Origin of the sequence: Ensifer sp. LC384 (assembly GCF_001695865.1) — a bacterium.
Taxonomy (GTDB): domain Bacteria; phylum Pseudomonadota; class Alphaproteobacteria; order Rhizobiales; family Rhizobiaceae; genus Ensifer.
Genome location: NZ_MBST01000006.1, coordinates 27,761 through 48,281 on the forward strand (window position 1 = coordinate 27,761; position 20,521 = coordinate 48,281).

At 62.2% G+C, this 20,521-nt stretch carries 20 protein-coding genes; 10 read left to right on the forward strand and 10 right to left on the reverse strand.

Going from position 1 to position 20,521, the window contains the following annotated elements; genetic code table 11:
• Nucleotides 1–6: 6 nt before the first annotated feature.
• A complete protein-coding gene (locus BC363_RS07530) occupies nucleotides 7–699 on the reverse strand; it encodes a response regulator (RefSeq protein ID WP_065787503.1) in 693 nt (230 codons plus the stop codon).
• 379 nt (nucleotides 700–1,078) lie between these two features.
• Between BC363_RS07530 and BC363_RS07535 the strand changes: the two genes are divergently transcribed.
• Nucleotides 1,079–1,876, forward strand: a complete 798-nt coding sequence (locus tag BC363_RS07535; RefSeq protein WP_083223783.1) for a phosphatase PAP2 family protein — start codon at nucleotides 1,079–1,081, stop codon at nucleotides 1,874–1,876.
• Between the two features lie 38 nt (nucleotides 1,877–1,914).
• Here the strand turns inward: BC363_RS07535 and BC363_RS07540 are convergent, their stop codons facing one another.
• Nucleotides 1,915–2,916 (reverse strand): substrate-binding domain-containing protein, encoded by a 1,002-nt coding sequence (locus BC363_RS07540; RefSeq protein WP_065787501.1) that lies wholly within the window; start codon nucleotides 2,914–2,916, stop codon nucleotides 1,915–1,917.
• 192 nt (nucleotides 2,917–3,108) lie between these two features.
• Here BC363_RS07540 and BC363_RS07545 point away from each other — a divergent pair, with 192 nt between their 5' ends.
• From BC363_RS07545 to BC363_RS07560, 4 genes are all read left to right on the forward strand, one after another.
• Nucleotides 3,109–4,137 (forward strand): ABC transporter substrate-binding protein, encoded by a 1,029-nt coding sequence (locus BC363_RS07545; RefSeq protein WP_065787461.1) that lies wholly within the window; start codon nucleotides 3,109–3,111, stop codon nucleotides 4,135–4,137.
• A 137-nt stretch (nucleotides 4,138–4,274) separates the two neighbouring features.
• Entirely contained in the window at nucleotides 4,275–6,512 is a 2,238-nt protein-coding gene (locus tag BC363_RS07550) for an iron ABC transporter permease (protein WP_065787460.1), read from the forward strand.
• 8 nt (nucleotides 6,513–6,520) lie between these two features.
• A complete protein-coding gene (locus BC363_RS07555) occupies nucleotides 6,521–7,582 on the forward strand; it encodes an ABC transporter ATP-binding protein (RefSeq protein WP_065787459.1) in 1,062 nt (353 codons plus the stop codon).
• 136 nt (nucleotides 7,583–7,718) lie between these two features.
• A complete protein-coding gene (locus BC363_RS07560) occupies nucleotides 7,719–8,531 on the forward strand; it encodes an inositol monophosphatase family protein (RefSeq protein ID WP_065787458.1) in 813 nt (270 codons plus the stop codon).
• A gap of 21 nt (nucleotides 8,532–8,552) precedes the next feature.
• On the opposite strand, the gene BC363_RS07565 is transcribed toward BC363_RS07560, so the two are convergent.
• Complete coding sequence (locus tag BC363_RS07565) at nucleotides 8,553–9,326, reverse strand: slipin family protein (protein ID WP_065787457.1); 774 nt, start codon at nucleotides 9,324–9,326, stop codon at nucleotides 8,553–8,555.
• A 26-nt stretch (nucleotides 9,327–9,352) separates the two neighbouring features.
• The gene (locus BC363_RS07570; RefSeq protein ID WP_065787456.1) at nucleotides 9,353–10,717 is read right to left on the reverse strand and encodes a nodulation protein NfeD; all 1,365 of its coding nucleotides are present in this window, start codon (nucleotides 10,715–10,717) and stop codon (nucleotides 9,353–9,355) included.
• A gap of 245 nt (nucleotides 10,718–10,962) precedes the next feature.
• On the opposite strand from BC363_RS07570, the gene BC363_RS07575 reads away from it, so the two are divergent.
• Nucleotides 10,963–11,664 (forward strand): DUF2161 family putative PD-(D/E)XK-type phosphodiesterase, encoded by a 702-nt coding sequence (locus tag BC363_RS07575; protein ID WP_065787500.1) that lies wholly within the window; start codon nucleotides 10,963–10,965, stop codon nucleotides 11,662–11,664.
• Between the two features lie 19 nt (nucleotides 11,665–11,683).
• The gene (locus tag BC363_RS07580) at nucleotides 11,684–12,052 is read left to right on the forward strand and encodes a YbaN family protein (RefSeq protein WP_065787455.1); all 369 of its coding nucleotides are present in this window, start codon (nucleotides 11,684–11,686) and stop codon (nucleotides 12,050–12,052) included.
• Between the two features lie 40 nt (nucleotides 12,053–12,092).
• Here the strand turns inward: BC363_RS07580 and BC363_RS07585 are convergent, their stop codons facing one another.
• Genes BC363_RS07585 through napE form a run of 6 tightly spaced genes read right to left on the reverse strand, consistent with a single transcriptional unit; the run spans nucleotide 12,093 to nucleotide 16,716 of the window.
• The gene (locus tag BC363_RS07585; RefSeq protein WP_065787454.1) at nucleotides 12,093–12,788 is read right to left on the reverse strand and encodes a NapC/NirT family cytochrome c; all 696 of its coding nucleotides are present in this window, start codon (nucleotides 12,786–12,788) and stop codon (nucleotides 12,093–12,095) included.
• 4 nt (nucleotides 12,789–12,792) lie between these two features.
• Nucleotides 12,793–13,248 (reverse strand): nitrate reductase cytochrome c-type subunit, encoded by a 456-nt coding sequence (locus BC363_RS07590; protein WP_202618547.1) that lies wholly within the window; start codon nucleotides 13,246–13,248, stop codon nucleotides 12,793–12,795.
• Nucleotides 13,249–13,262: 14 nt separating this feature from the next.
• On the reverse strand, nucleotides 13,263–15,767 hold the full coding sequence (gene napA, locus BC363_RS07595) for a periplasmic nitrate reductase subunit alpha (RefSeq protein WP_065787452.1): 2,505 nt from the start codon (nucleotides 15,765–15,767) through the stop codon (nucleotides 13,263–13,265).
• Complete coding sequence (locus BC363_RS07600) at nucleotides 15,742–16,029, reverse strand: chaperone NapD (protein WP_065787451.1); 288 nt, start codon at nucleotides 16,027–16,029, stop codon at nucleotides 15,742–15,744. The genes napA and BC363_RS07600 overlap by 26 nt, the downstream gene beginning before the upstream one ends.
• Nucleotides 16,022–16,516 (reverse strand): ferredoxin-type protein NapF, encoded by a 495-nt coding sequence (locus tag BC363_RS33325; RefSeq protein ID WP_083223782.1) that lies wholly within the window; start codon nucleotides 16,514–16,516, stop codon nucleotides 16,022–16,024. The genes BC363_RS07600 and BC363_RS33325 overlap by 8 nt, the downstream gene beginning before the upstream one ends.
• An 8-nt stretch (nucleotides 16,517–16,524) precedes the next feature.
• Complete coding sequence (gene napE, locus BC363_RS07610) at nucleotides 16,525–16,716, reverse strand: periplasmic nitrate reductase, NapE protein (RefSeq protein WP_065787499.1); 192 nt, start codon at nucleotides 16,714–16,716, stop codon at nucleotides 16,525–16,527.
• Nucleotides 16,717–17,237: 521 nt separating this feature from the next.
• On the opposite strand from napE, the gene BC363_RS07615 reads away from it, so the two are divergent.
• Genes BC363_RS07615 through BC363_RS07625 form a run of 3 tightly spaced genes read left to right on the forward strand, consistent with a single transcriptional unit; the run spans nucleotide 17,238 to nucleotide 20,450 of the window.
• Nucleotides 17,238–17,717, forward strand: a complete 480-nt coding sequence (locus tag BC363_RS07615; protein WP_065787449.1) for a GNAT family N-acetyltransferase — start codon at nucleotides 17,238–17,240, stop codon at nucleotides 17,715–17,717.
• Nucleotides 17,718–17,741: 24 nt separating this feature from the next.
• Complete coding sequence (locus BC363_RS07620; RefSeq protein ID WP_065787448.1) at nucleotides 17,742–18,764, forward strand: glycoside hydrolase family 3 N-terminal domain-containing protein; 1,023 nt, start codon at nucleotides 17,742–17,744, stop codon at nucleotides 18,762–18,764.
• A gap of 36 nt (nucleotides 18,765–18,800) precedes the next feature.
• Complete coding sequence (locus BC363_RS07625; RefSeq protein ID WP_065787447.1) at nucleotides 18,801–20,450, forward strand: ABC transporter substrate-binding protein; 1,650 nt, start codon at nucleotides 18,801–18,803, stop codon at nucleotides 20,448–20,450.
• The last annotated feature ends 71 nt before the right edge of the window (nucleotides 20,451–20,521 follow it).

The following is a 20,521-nucleotide window of genomic DNA, read 5'->3' on the forward strand; positions in this document are numbered from 1 at the left end:
TGATTTTCATCTCGGCTCCACGAAACGGTAGCCGACGCCGCGAACCGCGGTGAAGAAGCCGCAGGCACCGAGATCCTCGAGCTTGCGGCGGAGATTGGCGACGTGGGTATCGACCGTGCGTGCCAGCGCATCGCTGTCCGGAAGGCAGGCATCGAGTATGTCGGCGCGTTCGAAGGCATGCGTCGGGCGGCGGATCATGTGGGCGAGGATGCGGAATTCGCTGAGCGTCAGCGGCAAGGACTGGCGCTTGCCGCTGTTGTCAACGAAGGCGGCATGGGCGTCGAGGTCGACCTCGACGTTTTCGAAGCGCAATACCGTCGCGCCGGCGCCGTTGCGTGTGCGCCGCAGCACAGCATTGACGCGGGCCACGACTTCCTGCGGGTTGAACGGCTTGACGACATAGTCATCCGCGCCGAGCCGCAGGCCCGCGAGCCGATCGAGATCTTCGGCGAGGGCCGTCACCATGATCGTCGGCGTGTTGCTCTCACGACGGATGCGCGCCAGCACTTCGAAACCATCGAGCCGCGGGATGCGCACGTCGAGAAGAACCAGATCCGGCGAAAGCACCGCGTGATGGGTAAGCGCAGTTTCGCCGTCGGCAGCCCGCACCGTCCGGAAGCCGTCGCGCACGAGATAGGCATCGAGAATCTGCGCGATCTCCGGCTCGTCCTCGACCAAAAGGATGAGCCCCTTGTCGATCATCTGCAAACTCCTCGCGCATGTGTTGTGGCAACGAGCTTATGGGACGAAAAAATCCGGCATGCAATTCATCCGGGTGGCCCTCGGCGCCGTCACCGAGCGTTCCGCATCAAGCGTTCTTCGTTTCTCCGCCATTTCTTGACAAAGCGAACCGAGTGTCGCCGCCATTGCCTTCGGCCCCATAGCTGTGGCGCCCGATGCCTGGGCCTCTGAACCTGATTTTGCGGTAAAAATGCCTGGCCCAACGGCTCAAGCAACACGTCGAAAGGCTGATTTGCGTTCCGCTCCCAGCCTTCTCCAGTTCCCCGCCCTTCCTTGACAGTCAACCGCAACTCTTCCGCTCGCACCTCCTCATATTTTTTCATCGCGAGCATTCGGAATGTCCAGCATCCTGCAATCCACCACGACACCTACTGCCGGCATCTTGTGGCAGGTTGCCAATCCCCGGACATGGCTTGCCCACGCGCGCGCTTACATCCAGGAGCACGCGATCCAGGCGGCCTCCTCCGCGACGATCTTTGCCGGCTTCATCTTCATGGCCTTTCCCGGTATCGATCTCGCTGTGTCCCGCTGGGCGGCGACCGGTGACGCAGATTTTCCGCTGTCGCGGGAACACGCGCTGCGTCTGCTGCGCGATTTCAACCGCGTGATCCCGCTTTTGATCCTGCCCGCTGTGGCGACCATGCTTGCTGCACAAATTGCAGCGCCGCGCGCCTGGTTGCCGCGTCCGCACAAGATGCTGTTTTTCCTAACCTTCTATGGGCTCGGCCCGGGCCTTGCCATCCAGTTTCTGAAAACGTTGGTTGGTCGCGCCCGCCCCTCCGAGATCGTCGAATTCGGCGGAACCCTGCCGTTTACGCCGGCCTGGCAGGTCTCTGGCGTCTGCTCGCGTAGCTGTTCGTTTGCCTCCGGTGAGTCGGCCACAGCGATTGCCTTGATTGCATTGGCGCTGCTGCTACCGGTGCGATGGCGTCGGACGGCGATCCTCGCCTTGATCCCTGTCGTGCTCGCCTTCTCGCTCAACCGCGTCGCCTTCGGCGCCCATTTTCTCTCGGACGTCGTGCTCGCCTGGCTCATGATGCTTTGGATCATGCTGTGGCTATGGTCTGTGTTTGCAGCCCACGGCGCACGCATCGATGCCGCTCTGACGCGTGGTCGACGCCCTATCGAAAGCTGATTTCGGCGGCGCCTTGCCGCTGGCCGGTCTCTGCTCGATCAGGCGCTGCGCACCGACCGGCGCCAGACGAAGGGGGCGTTCAGGCGCAGCGATTGCGATTGCCCGACGTCGTCGCTCATCAGCCACGCCACCGCCGCCGTCGCGATCTCGTCGATCGGCTGGGCGAATGTCGTCAGATCGTAGGAATTCCAGGCAGCCTGCGGAATGTCGTCGAAGCCGACGACGCAGAGATCCTGCGGGATCGACAGCGAAAACTGGTGCCGGGCTGCGTCCATGAAGCCGAGCGCTACGAGATCGGTGACACAAAAGACCGCATCCGGGCGCTCGCGACGGGTCATCAGCCGCTGCGCCAGGACCTTGCCGCTTTCGTAACCCGTCGGGCCGAAACGCTCGACGGTCACGTCGAGCCCCTGCTCCCGCGCGGCGGCGACAAAGCCCACTTCGCGGGCCATCAGGCTTGGCGTGCCCGCTTCCGAATTGGCAAAGGCGAGCCGGCGACAGCCCGCCCGCAGGAATGCGGTCACGACGCTCTGCGCCGTGCCCTCCTCATCGAGGTTGATCCTGAGCGGTCCCTGATGTTCGTCGTCGCGATTGATGAGAACCAGGCGTTGACCGTTCCTGACGCAGAGATCGACCAGCGATTTGTCCGGCATGCCGGACAGCACGATCGAGGCATCGGCCCGATAGCGGATCGCCTGACGCAACGCCATGTCGACGCGTTCGTCGGATCGATCCGTGTTGACGATCATCGCGATCTTGCCGGCGTTCTGCAGCTGCTGGGTCAGGGCCTTGATCAACGCCGATCGGTAAGGCGTGCCCAGGTCGGAAACGACGAGGCAGACGATGCCGCTCTCGTTGCGCATCAGCCCGCGAGCGAGATGATTGACGTGATAGCCGAGCGCTTCGGCCGCTTCCATGACCTTGCGGCGCGTCTCCGGCGCGATGCTCGCACCCGCTGTGAATGCGCGCGAAACCGCTGACCGGGAAACGCCGGCCTTCCTTGCCACTTCCTCCGCACTGACGAATATCTTGTCGCTCATCGGGAACCACTCTTGCACGGCTTTGCAAACTTCTTGCAACAAATCCCAAGCCTGTGCAAGCTTGATCAAACCCAAGTTGTTAAACTTTCTGCTTTTCATTTGACCCGGATTGACAACATTCCGATCCATGTGACACCTTGCACGCGCTTGCATTACTGCGATGTGGAGGCATCGCATCATTGGGAGGAAGTTATGAAAGCTGTATCCATTTCGGTTGCGTTCGCCGCAACCGGCCTAGCATTCGCCGCGTCTGAGGCGCAGGCAGCTGGCAGTCTCAATCTTATTTGCTCGGCAGACGTCGTCATTTGCGAGCAGATGACCGCCGATTTCGAGAAGGAAAGCGGGATCAAGGTCAACATGGTTCGCCTGTCTTCCGGCGAAACCTATGCCAAGGTTCGCGCCGAGGCGCGCAACCCCAAGACCGATATCTGGTGGGCAGGCACCGGCGACCCGCATCTGCAGGCGGCATCCGACGGCCTGACGCTTGAATACAAGTCGCCGATGCTCGACCAGTTGCAGGATTGGGCCAAGAAGCAGGCCGAAGGCTCGGGCTACCGCACGGTCGGCGTCTATGCCGGCGCGCTCGGCTGGGGATACAACACCGAAATCTTCCAGAAAAAAGGCTTCAAGGAGCCGAAATGCTGGGCCGATCTGCTGGACGCTTCGCTGAAGGGCGAGATCCAGGTGGCAAACCCGAACTCGTCGGGAACTGCCTATACGGCACTCGCATCGCTGGTGCAGATCATGGGCGAAGACCAGGCGTTCGACTACCTGAAGAAGCTCAACGCCAACGTTGCGCAATATACCAAATCGGGCTCGGCGCCGGTCAAGTCGGCCGCACGCGGCGAGGCCGGCCTCGGCATCGTCTTCATGCATGACGCCGTCGCCCAGACGGCCGAAGGCTTCCCGATCAAGGCGATCGCGCCTTGCGAGGGCACCGGCTACGAGATCGGCTCGATGTCGATCATCCGTGGCGCCAAGAACCTGGACAATGCCAAGGCCTGGTACGACTGGGCGCTGAAGGCAGAGGTTCAGTCGCGCATGAAGGATGCCAAGTCCTTCCAGCTGCCGTCCAACAAAAGCGCGGAAGTGCCGAAGGAAGCACCGAAGTTCGAGGATATCAAGCTGATCGACTACGACTTCGCCACCTATGGCGATTCCGAAAAGCGCAAGGCTCTGCTTGAGCGTTGGGACCGCGAAGTCGGCGCCAGCGCCAACTGACGCCATTCGACGTGCGACCGGCCGGGCCGAACGATCCGGTCGGTTGCATCTCGAAAGACCGCTGGCGCTTCCGGCTGCCCACCAGCCGGCCCTGCAACAGATCGACATTCCAATATTGAAGAGACGCGAGGACCGTGATGGAACATCGCAACCGTAGGCTCGACCTCACACTCGGGCTTGGGCTGGCCGCATTCATGGCTGTGCCCTGGTACCGCATCGAGGGAGGCTTCTTCGGCCTCGGCTGGCTTTCCAGCTTTCCCTCCGATACTGCCGTGGCACCCGGCCTCGCGCAAATCTTTGCCCACGGACGGCCATGGCTCGTCGTCGCGCTCGTACTGCTCGGCGTCTGTGCAGCCGCCCGGTTCGTTCGCGACCCGGCCCGTCGCGGGTTAGTGTTGGCGGCAGCCGGCGCAATCGGCCTTGTCTTCATCGCGTTCCAGGGTCTGGCGATCGGCTTCACTGGCTGGACGTGGACCATCAGCGAAAGCCTTTTTGGACCACTCAACGACGGACAGCCATCGATGGGCGCCGGCGCCGTTCTGGCCTCCCTCGCCTTCATTCTGCTCTTCGCATTTGGCCTGGCCGAGCGCGGCGTCATGAAGGGCGACGCCTTCATCGTGGCAGCCATCTCGCTGCTCGTCTGCCTCGTCGTCGTCTTCGTCTTCTATCCCGTCGGCAGCATGTTTGCAGCCTCCGTCCAGGATTTTGACGGTTCGTTCAAGCCGGACGGCTTCCTGCGCAACATCCAGGACGGCTCGATCTGGAGCCTTGGCTGCGTCACCGGCGGCGAGCGCTGCGGCGTTGCATGGCGCACGCTGTGGCTGGCGCTGTTGACTGCGTCCGGCTCGACATTGCTCGGCCTCGCCTTCGCGCTTGTCGCGACACGCACCCGCTTCCCCTTCAAGAAGGGCATGCGCCTGTTGACGATCCTGCCGATCATCACGCCACCCTTCGTCATCGGCCTGGCGCTGACCCTGCTCTTCGGTCGCGCCGGTGTCATTACGGAGTTCCTGTCGGACGCCTTCGGCATCGAGCCGGGGCGTTGGCTCTACGGCCTGACCGGCATCTGGATCGCGCAGGTCCTTTCCTTCACCCCGATTTCCTTCCTCGTGCTGATTGGCGTCGTCGAGGGCGTCAGCCCATCGATGGAAGAGGCATCGCAGACGTTGCGGGCCGATCGTTGGCGGACATTCTGGAACGTGTCGCTGCCGCTGATGAAGCCCGGTCTCGCCAACGCCTTCCTGATCGGTTTCATCGAGAGCATGGCCGATTTCGGCAATCCGTTGGTGCTCGGCGGCAGCCACGGGGTGCTTTCGACCGAAATTTTCTTCGCCGTCGTCGGAGCGCAGAACGATCCATCACGCGCCGCCGTGCTCGCCATCATCCTGTTGTGCTTCACCCTGTCGGCGTTCCTGGCTCAGCGCTATTGGCTCGCGGGCAAAAATTACTCGACCGTCACCGGCAAGGGCGATTCCGGATCCCATATCGCCCTGCCGCGTCCGCTCTCGATCGCCGTCCATGCCGTCGTCATTCCGTGGATGATCTTCACGCTCGTCGTCTACGGCATGATCCTGTTCGGCGGCTTCGTGAAGACCTGGGGTCTCGACAACTCGCTGACGCTCGAGCACTACGTCAAAGCCTTCTCGATCTCGATCGCCGATGGCGCCATCGCCTGGACCGGTGTCGCCTGGAATTCGTTCTGGACGACGATGGAGATCTCGCTGATCTCCGCGCCGCTGACGGCCCTGGTCGGGCTTCTGACCGCCTACCTGATCGTCCGGCAGCGTTTTGCCGGACGGGACATCTTCGAGTTCGCCCTGATGTTGAGTTTTGCCATTCCCGGCACCGTTATCGGCATCAGCTACATCATCGCCTTCAACCTGCCGCCGCTCGAAATGACCGGCACGGCGCTGATCCTGGTTGCCTGCTTCGTCTTCCGCAACATGCCCGTCGGCGTTCGCGGCGGCATCGCGGCGATGAGCCAGCTTGACAAGAGCCTGGACGAGGCGTCGCTGACGCTGCGGGCAACCAGCTTGCGCACGCTGCGCAAGGTGATCCTGCCGCTGCTGCGGCCGGCCATCGTCGCCGCCCTCGTCTATTCCTTCGTGCGGGCAATCACGTCGATCAGCGCCGTCGTCTTCCTCGTCAGCGCCGAATACAACATGGCGACGTCCTATATCGTCGGCCTCGTCGAAAACGGCGAGTTCGGCGTGGCGATCGCCTATTCTTCGGCCCTTATCGTGGTGATGATCACGGTCATCACCGGCCTGCAATTACTTGTCGGCGAGCGCAAGCTGAGACGGGAGAACCGCGTCTTCGGCGCGGCTCCGGCCCGTGCTGTCGCCAAAAACCTTTCCCAGGAGAACCCCGCATGAGCACTCAAATGACCACACCGCGCACCGGCTCGGTCGTCTTCCAGAACGTGCGCAAGCAGTTCGGCGCCTTCACCGCCATCCACGACCTTTCGCTGACCATCGAACCCGGCACTCTCGTCACCCTGCTCGGCCCGTCCGGTTGCGGCAAGACCACAACCCTGCGCATGCTTGCGGGCCTCGAACATCCGACCGCCGGCAAAATCCTGATCGGCGGCAAGGACGTGACCATGCTACCGGCCAACGAGCGCGACGTGTCGATGGTGTTTCAGTCCTACGCGCTGTTCCCACACATGACCTCGCTCGACAACGTCGCCTACGGCCTGGAATCCTCCGGCATGAAGAAGAAGGAGGCACGCGACCGGGCGGAAGAGGGCCTGAAGCTCGTCGGCCTCGGCGGCCTCGGCCAGCGGTTGCCGGCCGAGCTGTCAGGCGGGCAGCAGCAGCGTGTTGCCGTCGCCCGCGCGCTGGCGCTCGAGCCGCAGGTGCTGCTCCTCGACGAACCGCTCTCCAACCTCGATGCGCGGCTGCGCCGTCGGGTGCGCACCGAAATCCGCGAGTTGCAGCAGCGGCTCGGTTTTACTGCCGTCTACGTCACCCACGACCAGGACGAGGCGCTTGCCGTCTCCGACCGGATCATCGTGATGAAGGACGGCGAGATTGCGCAGGAAGGCGCGCCGCGCGAACTCTACGAGGCACCGGCATCCGCCTTCATCGCCGACTTCATGGGCGAGGCCAATGTGCTGCCGTGCGAAATCACCGCGTCCGATGCCGGCCTTGCCACCATCCGCGTCGGCGGGCTCGAACATCGGCTGCCGTCGCGCGATGCTCGGCCCGGCCCGTCGAAGCTCGCCGTGCGCCCCAATGCCGTGACGCTGACGCCCGCGACAGGTGCTGCGCTGCCCGGTACTATCAGCACTGCGGCCTATCTCGGCGGCCACATCGAATACGAGGTTGAAACGCCAACAGGGCTGCTATTTGTAGTTCATGAGGCGATCGAGGAGATGTTATCTCCCTCCACCGAAGTCGCCATCGGCTTCCGCAACCGCGGCCTTGCTTTGATTACTGCATAATTCCTCAAATCTGGATCGATTTTAGGGCGAAATTATGCAGCAAATTTAGAGCGTTACAGCGTCTTTTGCGCGTCATATCTGACGCGCGGCGCTGTAGCGTATGATTTTTCGAGACCGATACAGGAAGGACCATTGCATGACTTCGCCAATCGCGGGCCTTGAAGCCCGCTTCGCGCTCGCCAAGACCATCGCCGGGGAAGCCGGACGCCTTGCTCACGACTATTTCCTCAAGCGCGAAACGCTGGTGATCGAGACCAAGGCTGACGCCCATGACGTCGTCTCGATCGCCGACCGGAACGTCGAGACGCTGATCCGTGACCGCATCAGCGCCGCTTTCCCCGACGACGGCGCGCTCGGCGAAGAACACGGCCTCATCGGCGGCACTTCGGGCTTTACCTGGGTAATCGATCCGATCGATGGAACCACGCCCTTTGTCAACGGCATGCCCAACTGGTGCATCTCGATCGCCGTGCTGCATGCGGACAAACCCGTGATCGGCGTGATCCAGTCGCCGTGCCACGATGAACTCTACGCCGCCGCGACCGGCCTCGGTGCGACGCTCAACGGCAAGACCCTGCGCCTCGACGCGACACGGACGATCCGCGACGCCGTGACCGGTCTTGGCGCCAACAATCACGTGACGCCGGCCGAAGTGGCCGGGATCGTCGAGCGCCTTCTTGCAGCCGGCGGCAATTTCATGCGCAACGGTTCGGGCGCGCTGATGATTGCCTATGTGGCCGCCGGCCGGCTCGTCGGCTACTACGAGCCCTACATGCATGCCTGGGATTGCCTGGCCGGCTATTGCCTGGTCAACGAAGCGGGCGGTTGGTCGCTGCCCTTCCCGACACGGGGCGAAGCCCTGACCCGGGGAAGCGCCGTCCTGGTCGCAGCACCGGGTGCGATCGAAGACCTGCTCAAGGTCGCGCGACTGGAAAGCAAGGCAGCCTGACGATCGACGCTCCGAACGCGATCAGCTCGCCGGCTTGTCGACTTTGGCCGTCAACAGATTGACGAGCTCCATCGGGAACGGGAACACGATCGTCGAGTTCTTTTCCCCAGCGATCACGTTCAAGGTGCTGAGATAGCGCAGCTGCATGGCTTGAGGTTGCCGGGCAAGGATTTCGGCGGCCTCGAGCAGTTTGGCTGCCGCCTGCTGTTCGCCCTCGGCGTTGATGACCTTGGCGCGACGTTCCCGCTCCGCCTCCGCCTGGCGTGCGATGGCGCGGACCATGCTTTCGTTGATGTCGACATGCTTGATCTCGACCGTGGCCACCTTGATGCCCCAGGCGTCTGTCTGGCTGTCGAGGATCTTCTGGATATCTTCGTTCAGCCGGTCGCGCTCCGCCAGCATCTCGTCGAGGTCGTGCTTGCCAAGCACCGAGCGCAACGTCGTCTGGGCGAGCTGGCTGGTCGCCATCATGAAATCCTCGACCTGGATCGTCGATTTTTCGGCATCGATCACCCGGAAATAAATAACCGCGCTGACGCGGACCGAAACGTTGTCATGCGAGATGACGTCCTGGCTGGGAACGTCGAGCACGCGGGTTCTCAGATCGACCCGCACCATCTGCTGGACATAGGGAAGAAGCAGGATCAGCCCCGGCCCTTTCACGCCCGTGAAGCGGCCGAGGGTAAAGACAACACCGCGTTCGTATTCGCGCAGGATCCGGATCGCATAGGCGATGACGATCAGGACGAACAACAGGATCGCGAGATAGGGAGCAAGGCTCCCGAACATGTCCATGATCTTTGCTCCTTCTACCACGTGCGTCAGCCCTTTGCCTCGTCGCGCGCGACCTCAAGCGTCAGCCCGTTACGGCCTATAACCTTCACATTTTCGCCCGCATCCAACGCCTGGCTGCTGACGGCCTGCCAGCGCTCGCCGTGGGCAATGACATAGCCGCTGGCGCCGGTCCAACTATCGACCTTGCCCGGGATTCCGATCATCTGCTCACCGCCGGTGACGACCGCACGGCGGCGGGAACCGAACGCAAGACGACCGACCAGTGCGCTGAAGCCGAGGCTGGCAATGCCAAGCCCGGCCAGAACGGGCCAGGACACCTGCAGCCCCGGTGTCTCGGTATCGAAGAGAATTGCCGCACCGAGCACCAGCGCCAGGGCGCCGCCGACGCCGAGCACGCCGAGAGAAGGCGCATGTGCCTCCGCAACCAACAGGCCCATGCCGAGCAGTATCAACCCGACACCGGCATAGCTGACCGGCAGAACGGCCAACGCGTAGAGACCGAGCAGCAGGCTTATCCCACCGACGGTGCCGGGCACCACGGATCCTGGTGTCAGGAACTCGAAGATCAGTCCATAGATGCCGATGATCATCAGAATGACCGCAATGTTCGGGTCCGTTATGACCGATAGCAGCCGCGTCCGCCAATCCGGCACGAAATCCTCTGGCATGAGACCTGCGGTTTCGAGGACCACATCCGCTTCCCCGATACGGACAGTCCGTCCCTGCGCCTGTTTCAGCAGATCGTCGACGGAAACAGCAGTGAAATCGACGACCTTCTGTTGAACGGCAGCCGCTGCCGACAGGCTTTCCGCCTCGCGGACGGCCCGCTCGGCCCAATCGGCATTGCGCCCCCGCAACTCGGCAAGTCCGCGGATATAGGCCACAGCATCGTTGACGAGCTTGGCTTCGCTCGCGGTCTGCGTTGGCTGCGGCTTGGCGGCTTTGTCTTTGTCGCTCTCGTCGGCGCGCTCATCCTTTTGTCCGCCGAACATGTCTCCGCCGATGGCTATCGGTGTCGCAGCTCCGAGATTGGTTCCCGGCGCCATGGCGGCGATATGGCTTGCATAGAGGATATAGGTACCTGCGCTTGCGGCGCGCGCTCCACTTGGGGCAACAAAACTCGCCACCGGCACCGAAGATGCGAGAATCGCCTGGATGATCTCGCGCATCGAGGTATCGAGACCACCGGGCGTATCCATTTCAAGAACGGCAAGCGGCAGCTGCCGATCATTGGCCCTCTGCAATCCACGCCTGATATATTCAGCCGTTGCCGGGCCGATCGCGCCCTTGAGATGCAGCACCAAGACAACCCGCTCGGTTTCTGGCGCGGACGCGGCTGGAAACACGAATATCGAAATCAGCGACAGCAACAAAATGAGGATTCGCAACATCTGTCGTCAAAGCCTCGGATACCGGGGGCCTTGCGGCGAAGGCCTCCCACGCAGCAATATTAGCACACCATAAAGTTAAGACGAAGCACAACGTACCACCGCGCTGCGAACAGCCAACCGGATGACAAAGTCCCGGATCGGGGATATCTGCATGTCGGGGCAACCGCTCTACCTTGCCGAAACAAACGACGACGGCGGCGTTTGCCAAGACGAACCGCCTTCGACCTCGCCAGGAACCCATCCGCTTGGAGACAACACTCTATCTTCCGATCAAGCGCTTCCTCGAAGAAGCGGGCTACTCCGTAAAGGGCGAGATCGGAGGCTGCGATATCCTTGCGCTCAGCGATGACGAGCCGCCGCTCGTCGTCATCTGCGAACTCAAGCTGACGTACAATCTGGAACTGGTATTACAGGCAGTGGATCGAGCCAATGCCGGTGACGAAGTTTGGATCGCAGCGCGCGTCTCGGCCAAGGGCAAGGGACGGGAAAGCGATCGCCGCTTTCGCGATCTCTGCCGCCGGCTCGGCTTCGGCATGCTCGCCGTCGCCGACAATGGTGCGGTCGATGTGATTGTCGCAGCATCCGCTGCCATGCCGCGCAAGAACCCGAAAAAGAGAGCGCGTCTCATCAAGGAGCACCGCCGTCGCAAGGGCGACCCGACGCTCGGCGGTGGCTCGCGCGCGCCGATCATGACCGCCTACCGCCAGCAGGCGCTTGCCTGCGCCGCCGCTTTGCAGAAAGGCCGTCTGCGCCCGCGCGACCTGCGCGAAGCTGCACCCGATGCCGCCAAGATCCTGCTCGGCAATGTCTATGGATGGTTCGAACGTGTCGACCGCGGCGTCTACGCGTTGACAGAACTGGGCGCGGAAGCGCTTCGGCGCTGGCCGCAGGATCCGGTACTCGGCCAGAAAGAAGCGGCAGCGATATCAACGTGTTCCGAAAACTGACCTGGCGCGGAGAGCACATATGAACCTTCCTCTTCGGCTGCTCTGTCTTGGTCTCGGATGGTTGATGGTCGGCTTTGCCATCGCCGGCATCTTTCTGCCCGTCTTGCCAACCACACCCTTTCTGCTCCTGGCGGCGGGCCTGTTTGCTCGCGCGTCGCCGCGACTTGAACGCTGGCTGCTGGAGCACCCGACCCTCGGCCCCTCCTTGCGGCTGTGGCGGGATAAAGGTGCGATACCGGCACGGGCAAAGACCGCCGCCGTCGCCCTGATGGTCACGAGCTTCGTCTTTTTCTGCATTGCCAGCAAACCGAGCCTGTCCCTCGCGGCGGTCGTCGCCGCGGCGATGCTGCTCCCGGCCCTCTTCATCATCACCAGGCCGACCGCCTGAGGGATCAATGCCTTCACGGCACTTTTGCCGGAAGCGACGATCAGAGGTTGCTGGCGTGCAGCTCCATCATCGCTCGGCGAAGATCGTCGATCGGCGTCATGCCCGTCGTGCTTGTGCCTTCAAGCTCCTTCGGCATCTTCCAGCCGGGATCGATGCCCTGCATGTTCGGCAGTTCGTGTGCGATGCCCTTGTGGCAGTCGATGCAGGTCGCCTTGCCGGACAGCAGATAGCGCGTGTGAATGGTGGCCGCACGCTCCGTCTGCTTCTGCAGGTCCATGGCAACGGAGGAATGGCAGTTGCGGCATTCCAGGCTGTCGTTCGCCTTCAGCCGGGCCCACTCGTGCTGGGCCAGCTCGAGCCGCTTTTCGAGAAATTTGGGGCGTGTGTTGATGGTACCGAAGATCTTGCCCCAGACCTCCTTCGACGCCTGCATCTTGCGGGCGATCTTGTCGGTCCACTGGTGCGGTACATGGCAGTCGGGACAGGACGCGCGCACGCCGGAACGGTTGGAGAAATGGATCGTGCGCGTCAGTTCCTCATAGACATTGTCCTTCATCTCGTGACAGGAGGTGCAGAACTTCTCCGTATTGGTGATCTCGAGCGCCGTATTGAAGGCCCCCCAGAACATCACGCCGCCAATGAAGCCGCCCAGCGTCAAAAAACCAAGGCTCAGCGTTCCCGCCGGCGTGCTGACAAGTCGCCACGCCCATAGGACAAGTCTTCGGATCCGCTCCATGGGCTCACTCGCTTCCGGCCGGCTTGACGCCAAGTTCACTCATGTCCCTGAAGACATTGTCGACCAGCGGGCGAACATCCGCCTGCGGCACATGGCACGCCGTGCAGAAATAGCGCCGCGGCGAAACGTCGGCGATCATCTGCCCATCGCGCGTCATGTAATGTGTCACGCTGATCATCGGCGCGCCGCTATCCTGCGTGAACTCGCGCTTGTGGCAGGAGAGGCAGCGATTGGTATTGACTGAAAGCTGGTAGCCCTCGATCGAATGCGGGATGATCGGCGGCTGGTCCGGATAGGCGCGCATCTTGCGCTTGTCGTCGACCACCCATTTCGGCAAGGTCGCGGCAGCCCCGGTTTCCATCTGCGGTGTCGGACCTTCAAGCTGCGGCACCATTTGCTGGACGACCTGGGCAATCGCCGTCGTCGCGGCAAACAGCGCGATGCCAATGGCAACAACCATCCATTCTGGTCGCTTCAAGCGACGGAGACGATCTTGACTGCGCATTTTTTGAAATCCGTCTGTTTGGAGATGGGATCCGTTGCGTCGAGTGTCACTTTGTTGATCAGCTGGCTTGCATCGAACCAGGGCACGAAGATCACGCCGGGCGGCATGCGATTGCGTCCGCGCGTGTCGATGCGCGAGCGGATTTCGCCGCGACGCGACACGATCCGCACTTCCGCCCCCTGATTGATGCCGCGTTTGCGGGCATCGTCCGCGTTCATGAAACAGCGGGCGCCGGGAAACGCGCGATAGAGCTCCGGCACGCGCATTGTCATCGAACCCGAATGCCAGTGTTCGAGCACCCGACCCGTCACCAGCCAGAGGTCGAATTCGTCGTCGGGCGATTCGGCCGGCGGCTCGTAGGGCACGGCGAGAATGACCGCCTTGCCGTCCGGGCGGCCGTAGAATTTGACGCCCTCGCCGGCTTTGACATAGGGGTCGTAGCCCTCGCGATAGCGCCAGCGGGTCTCCTTGCCGTCGACTACTGGCCAGCGCAGGCCACGCTCCTCATGATAGCGGTCATAGGGCGCCAGATCGTGCCCATGTCCGCGGCCGAAGGTGGCGTATTCCTCGAACAGCCCCTTCTGGATATAGAAGCCGAAGGCTTCGGCCTCGTTGTTGGCGTAGTCGCCTCTGACTTCGCTCAATGGGAAACGATTGACCTCGCCGTTCTGGAACAGGACGTCATGCAGCGTCTTACCCCTGAACTCCGGATTGGCCGCAAGGATTTCGGCGGGCCAGACTTCGTCGGTGACGAAGCGCTTGGAGAACTCGACCATCTGCCAGAGGTCTGAGCGGGCCTCGCCCGGCGCCTGCACCAGTTGATGCCAGACATGGGTCCGCCGCTCGGCGTTGCCATAGGCCCCCTCCTTTTCCACCCACATCGCCGCTGGAAGGATGAGGTCGGCGCTCATCGCCGTGATCGTCGGATAGGCATCCGAGACGACGATGAAATTCTCCGGATTCCGATAGCCCTGGTAGGTTTCGTTGCTGGTGTTGGGGGCCGCCTGGACGTTGTTGTTGACCTGGACCCAGTAGAAGCTGAGCTTGCCGTCCTTCAGCATCCGGTCCTGCTCGACGGCGTGATAGCCGGGCTTTTCCGGGATGATTCCATGTGGAATGCGCCAGATCTCCTCGGCGTGTTTGCGGTGCTCCGGATTGGTCACGGTCATGTCTGCGGGCAGACGGTGAGCGAAGGTGCCGACCTCGCGCGCCGTGCCGCAGGCGGACGGCTGCCCCGTCAGCGAGAACGGGCTGTTGCCGGGTTCCGAAATCTTTCCGGTCAGAAGGTGGATATTGTAGACCATCTGGTTCGCCCAGACGCCCCGCACATGCTGGTTGAAGCCCATGGTCCACAGCGACATGACCTTGCGCTGCGGATCGGCATAAAGCTCCGCCAGCTCCTCCAGAAAGGCCGGATCGACGCCGGTCAGTTCGGCCGTCTTCTTCAGGGTGTATTCCGACACGAAGGCTTTGAACGCCTCGTAGTCCATCGGCTCCATCTTGCCGGGGTCGGACGAGTTGGCCGCCTTGACCTCGATCGGATTGTCCGGGCGCAGGCCATAGCCGATGTCGGTGACGCCGCGCATGAAGGTGGTGTGCTTCTGGACGAAGTCCTCGTTCACCCGCCCCTTCTCGATGATGTAATTGGCGATGTAGTTGAGGATCGCCAGATCGGTACCGGGCTTGAAGACGACAGGAATATCGGCGAGGTCCATGCTACGGTGGGTGAAGGTCGACAGGACCGCCACCTTCACATGCGGCTGGCCCAGGCGACGGTCGGCAAGCCTTGTCCAGAGGATCGGATGCATCTCGGCCATGTTCGAGCCCCAGAGCACGAAGGCGTCCGCATGCTCGAAGTCGTCGTAGCAGCCCATCGGCTCGTCCATGCCGAAGGTGCGCATGAAGGCATAGGCCGCCGAAGCCATGCAATGGCGGGCATTGGGGTCGAGATTGTTCGAGCGGAAACCAGCCCGCATCAGCTTCGTTGCCGCATAGCCCTCGAAGATGGTCCACTGGCCGGAACCGAACATGCCGACAGCCGTCGATCCCTTTTCCTTCAGTACCTTCTTGCACTGCTCGGCCATCACGTTGAAGGCCTCGTCCCAACTCACCGGCTCGAACTCGCCGTCCTTGTTGTAGGCGCCGTTCAGCTTGCGCAGCAGCGGCGTCTTCAGCCGGTCGGAGCCGTACATGATCTTGGAGAGGAAATAGCCTTTGATGCAGTTGAGGCCGCGGTTGACCTCGGCCTGCATGTCGCCATGGGTGGCAACGACCTGCCCCTCCTTGACCCCGACCATCACGCCGCAGCCGGTGCCGCAGAAGCGACAGGGCGCCTTCGACCACTTGATCTCGAGCGCGCTGATACCGCCGGGTACAGGTTGAGCGGCTGCGGGCATGGCAATGCCGGCGGTGGCGGCGGCGATGCCGGCCGCATGCGCCTTCAGGATATCACGCCGCGTCAGTTCGGTGGTCATCGTCCGTCCCTCCTTCCGTTTCGACATGTTCGAACACCATGTTGGCCGCCACCACGCCTTCAAGCGCGGAGATCGTCGACAGGCATTCACCAAGCATGCCGGTAGTCGTTCCCTCGATGACGACGACGATCTTGCCGCCCTCATGTCCGTAGACCTCGACATTTTCCATGCGCGCCAGCGCCGCAAGCACGGCACTCTTCATCGCCGGAAGAGCGACGACGACAGCGCTTGAGATATGATATTGCCGGGGGACATCAGGCATGGACGCCCTCCTCAAGCCGCTGGGCGATGCCGATGGCGCCGACCGGGCAGACCCCGATACAGGCACCACACCCGCTGCAACTGTCGACGTCCACCTCCGGCAGGAACGGCCCACCGGTCCGAGGCCGAAAGCGGATCGCCTGTTGCGGACAGCCATCGCGGCAGGATTGGCAGGCGACGTTGTTTTTCGCGAGGCAGCCGTCGGCGATGGCAACGACATGGGCAAGCCGCGCCGCGCCCTCCACCGCGAATACCGGCTCTGGACAGGCCCGTGCGCAATCGCCGCAGAACGTGCATTCACCGCCTGAAAAATCGAGCGACGGACGCTCGTCCATAAGCGAGATGATGTGCGTGGGACACTGTTCCACGCAGCGGCCGCAACCGGTGCACGATGTCAAGCTTTCAAGCGTGACACCCGGCGGCAAGATGCGCCTTCTGTCTGCCTGCCGGCCGAGCAACAATCCTCGTCTGGTTGTCACAGCCCCCATCGATCGCCTCAAGGCCCGAGCGGCCCCGGAGGGCCGTAAACGATTTGCAGCATCCAGATGATGAAGCCGTAACCGCCGACCACGCCGACGGCAAGCAGCGGCCAGATGCCGAAGGCCAGGACAAGGAAAGTCAGAAGCTCCTGACGCCGGCGAGATCGCGGCTCCTGCTCGGTCACGTGCTGTGGAGGTACCTCTGACACGTCAGGCTCCCGGTCTCGTTGATCCGAAAGCATAGTAACAACCCGTGACAGAAAATAAAGCAGAACAAACTGTACTCTTGCAATCAAGAATAAAAATAACATCTATCAATTCAATGGGATATTTATCCCAATAATTACAGTGGCTCCTTGCGAAAACAGAACAAAAGCCAAACTTAGTATTTTCGTAAATCACAATATAACGAGAACAATGAAAGAACACGGCCCGTGACGGCACTTTCAGGAGAATGCCAGCCGTGTACGCCTTGTCGACTTCGAAGCCATTGGTTTTTGGGACCAACTCGACGATTCGCCGTTTCGCCGCTGGAGCATTCGCCAAAGCCGACGCGCTGTAGCGCGACAATACTATGCGCCGTCAAACGTTCTCACCACCGTCATGGTGACGCGCACGCCGTCGGGCTCCATCGCCACGATTGCCGGTTGACAACCAGCCTGAGATGAGGACACATATTGCATTACAAAGGGATCAATTCCTTAATAAAGGAATATATGGAGGATCAGGAGTGCCGGACTTGCTTGTGAGCTTGTATGCGCCGACGTTCGCCAATCTCAAGCGGAAAACCGACGCGACCGGCATTCGCATTCGTCCGGCGCTTCCGCCCGAAATGCATGTGGTCGTCGAATGGGTAAGACAGAACTTCAGTGACAATTGGGCGAGCGAGGTTTCCGTCGCGTTCTCCCGCCGACCGATTGCCTGCCTCATCGCGGTGGAGGACGGAAAGCTGCTCGGTTTTGCCTGCTACGACACCACGGCGCGCAGCTTCTTCGGCCCGACCGGGGTCGCCGGCGAAAGTCGAGGGCGGGGCATTGGCGTCGATCTGCTGACCGCATCGCTGGAGACCATGAAGACGCTCGGGCATGCCTATGCCTTCATCGGTGATGCCGGGCCGGTTGATTTCTACGCCAAGACCATCGGCGCCGTTGCCATCCCCGCCGCCGACAAAGGCATCTACGAAGGCATGCTTCGTAGTCCATCCAAATAATCACCTGAACATCGGAGCTTTCCAATGGCATCGACGCCGCTCGCCCTTTTCGTCGGCCTTCCAAACCCGACACTCTCGGACGACGAGTTCGCGCTGTTTCGCGAAACCAATCCGCTCGGCCTCTTCGTCGGTCGCCGCAATCTGCGCGAGCCCGGCCAGGTCAAGATCCTGATCGAACGTTTCCGCGAGGCGGTCGGGCGGGAAGACGCGCCTGTCTTCACCGACCAGGAGGGCGGCCGCGTCCAGCATCTCGACGCCGGTCCTTGGCCGCTTTTCCGCAGCTTCGGCCAGTTTGCCGAGCTTGCGCGCCATGATCTCGACCTCGGCAAGAAGGCGCTTCGTCTTTCGTCGCAGGCCATGGGAACGATGATGACCGAACTGGGCCTCACCAGCGGCTGCTCGCCGGTTCTCGATCTCGTCTTCGAAACGACCAGTTCCGTCATCGGCGCCCGTTCCTTCGGTTCTGACCCGGATTTCATCGCAGCCCTCGGCCGCGAAGTGATCGACGGTCTGCTTGAGACCGGCAACATGCCGGTGATGAAGCACACCCCCGGCCATGGCCGCGCGACACGCGATTCCCACAAGGAGCGCCCGGTCGTCGACGCATCGCGCGAAACGCTTGTCGCAACCGACTTCAAGCCCTTCGTTGCCCTCAAGGATACGCCCTGGGCGATGGTCGCCCACGTCGTCTACTCCGCCTATGACAGCGAGCTGCCGGCCTCCATCTCGCCGACGATGCACGAGGTGATCCGCAAGGACATGGGCTATGAGGGCGTGCTCGTGTCCGATTGCATCTTCATGGAATCGTTGCGCGGCACCCTGCCCGAGCGCGTGAGGCAGGTGCTCGACGCCGGCTCGGACGTAGCACTTCACAGCCACGGCGATCTTGCCGAGAGCGAGGCCGCCGCCAAGGCCGCCCGCCCGCTGACCGAGGCGGCCCAGAAGCGCATCGCCGCCGGCCAGAGCCGGACCGGCAAGCTCAAGGTCGACGTTCGCGCAGCCCATGCCGAAGTCGAAGAGATGTTCAAGAGCGTCCTCGTCGCCTGACGGGACGCCATTCACCAAACATGGGGGGGAGCAAACATGACAAAATCCATTCTCTGGGCGGCGACCGCGCTGACCCTTTTCGCTGCACCGGCGATGGCGCAGTCGATCCTCACGGTCAATATCGAGCCGGCCACGACCTGGGTTCGCAACTTCAACCCGTTCAACCAGACATCGGCGCGTCAGAGCACGCTCGATTTCATCTATGAGCCGCTGGTCGTCTTCAACCGCTTCGATGACAACAAGCCGGTCTTCCGCCTCGCCGAAAGCTTCAAGCTTGCCGATGACCTGAAGTCGATCGAGTTCAAGCTGCGCCCCGACCTGAAATGGTCGGACGGCAAGCCGCTGACGGCCGCCGATGTCAAATTCACCTACGACTACCTGAAAAAATTCCCGGCACTCGATTTCGTCAGCATCTGGACCTTCATCACCGGCGTCGAGGCTGTCGACGGGCAGACCGTGCGCTTCACGCTCGCCAATCCGAGCTCGCTTGCCGCCGAGCAGCTCGCTCAGCTGCCGATCGTGCCTGAGCATGTCTGGAAGGATATCGCCGAGCCGGTGACCTTCGCCAACGAGACACCGGTCGGCAGCGGCCCGATGACGGAAATCCCGCGTTTTACCGGCCAGACCTACGACCAGTGCCGCAATCCGCATTATTGGGACGGAGCGACGCTGAAGGTGGATTGCCTGCGTTTCCCGCAGCTTGCCGACAACAACCAGATCCTGACGGCCACCGCGTCGGGCACGCTCGACTGGGGCGTTTCCTTCATCCCGGATATCGAGAACGTCTATGTCGCCAAGGACCTGGTGCACTACCATTTCTGGTATTCGCCGAGCAGCATGGTGGCTTTCCTCTTCAACCAGGAAACCGCCAACGAGAACAACCGCAGGGCCTTCAACGACGTGAGTTTCCGCCGCGCGGCCAGCATGGCGCTCGATCGCGGCACGATGGTGGACGTGGCCGGCTACGGCTATCCGACGCTCAACGAAGATCCGGCCGGCATGGGCGAACTCTATAAGAGCTGGGCCGATCCATCGGTCGCGACCGACTTCGGCACCTATGGCAAATACGACGCCGACGCCGCCAGGGCCCTGCTGGACGAGGCCGGCTATGTCGACAAGGATGGTGACGGCTTCCGTGACAACCCGGATGGCAGCAAGATCGCCTTCTCGATCATCGTGCCGAGCGCCTGGACCGACTGGATCGACACGGTGACGATCGCCGTCGAAGGCCTGCAGGCCGTCGGCCTCGATGCCAAGATCGAGACGCCGGAAGAAGCCGTATGGACCGGCAACCTCATCAATGGCACGTTCGATGCGGCGATCAACAGCCTGCCGGCATCCGCCTCGCCCTACTATCCCTACAAGCGCGCCTTCAGCGCTTCGGACAAGGGCAAGACGCGCTTCACCGCGCAGCGCTGGTTCAATGCCGAGGTCGAGAAGCTTCTGACCGAGTTCACCCACACGGCTGACCTCGCCAAGCAGAAGGAAGCCATGAACAAGGCTCAGCGCATCGTCGCCGAGAACCTGCCGATCATGCCGGTCTTCAACAATCCGAACTGGTACCAGTACAACACCAAGCGCTTCAAAGGCTGGGTGACGGCTGAGACCCCGTTCGTCAATCCGTCGATCTCGCGGACCAACCCGGCGCGCCTGCTGCATCTGCTCGCGCTCGAGCCGGTCAACTAATACCCCCAGGACTGGCGGGAGTGGCTCATCACCGGGCCGCTCCCGTTTTCGCGCCGGCCTCTGCAGCGGAT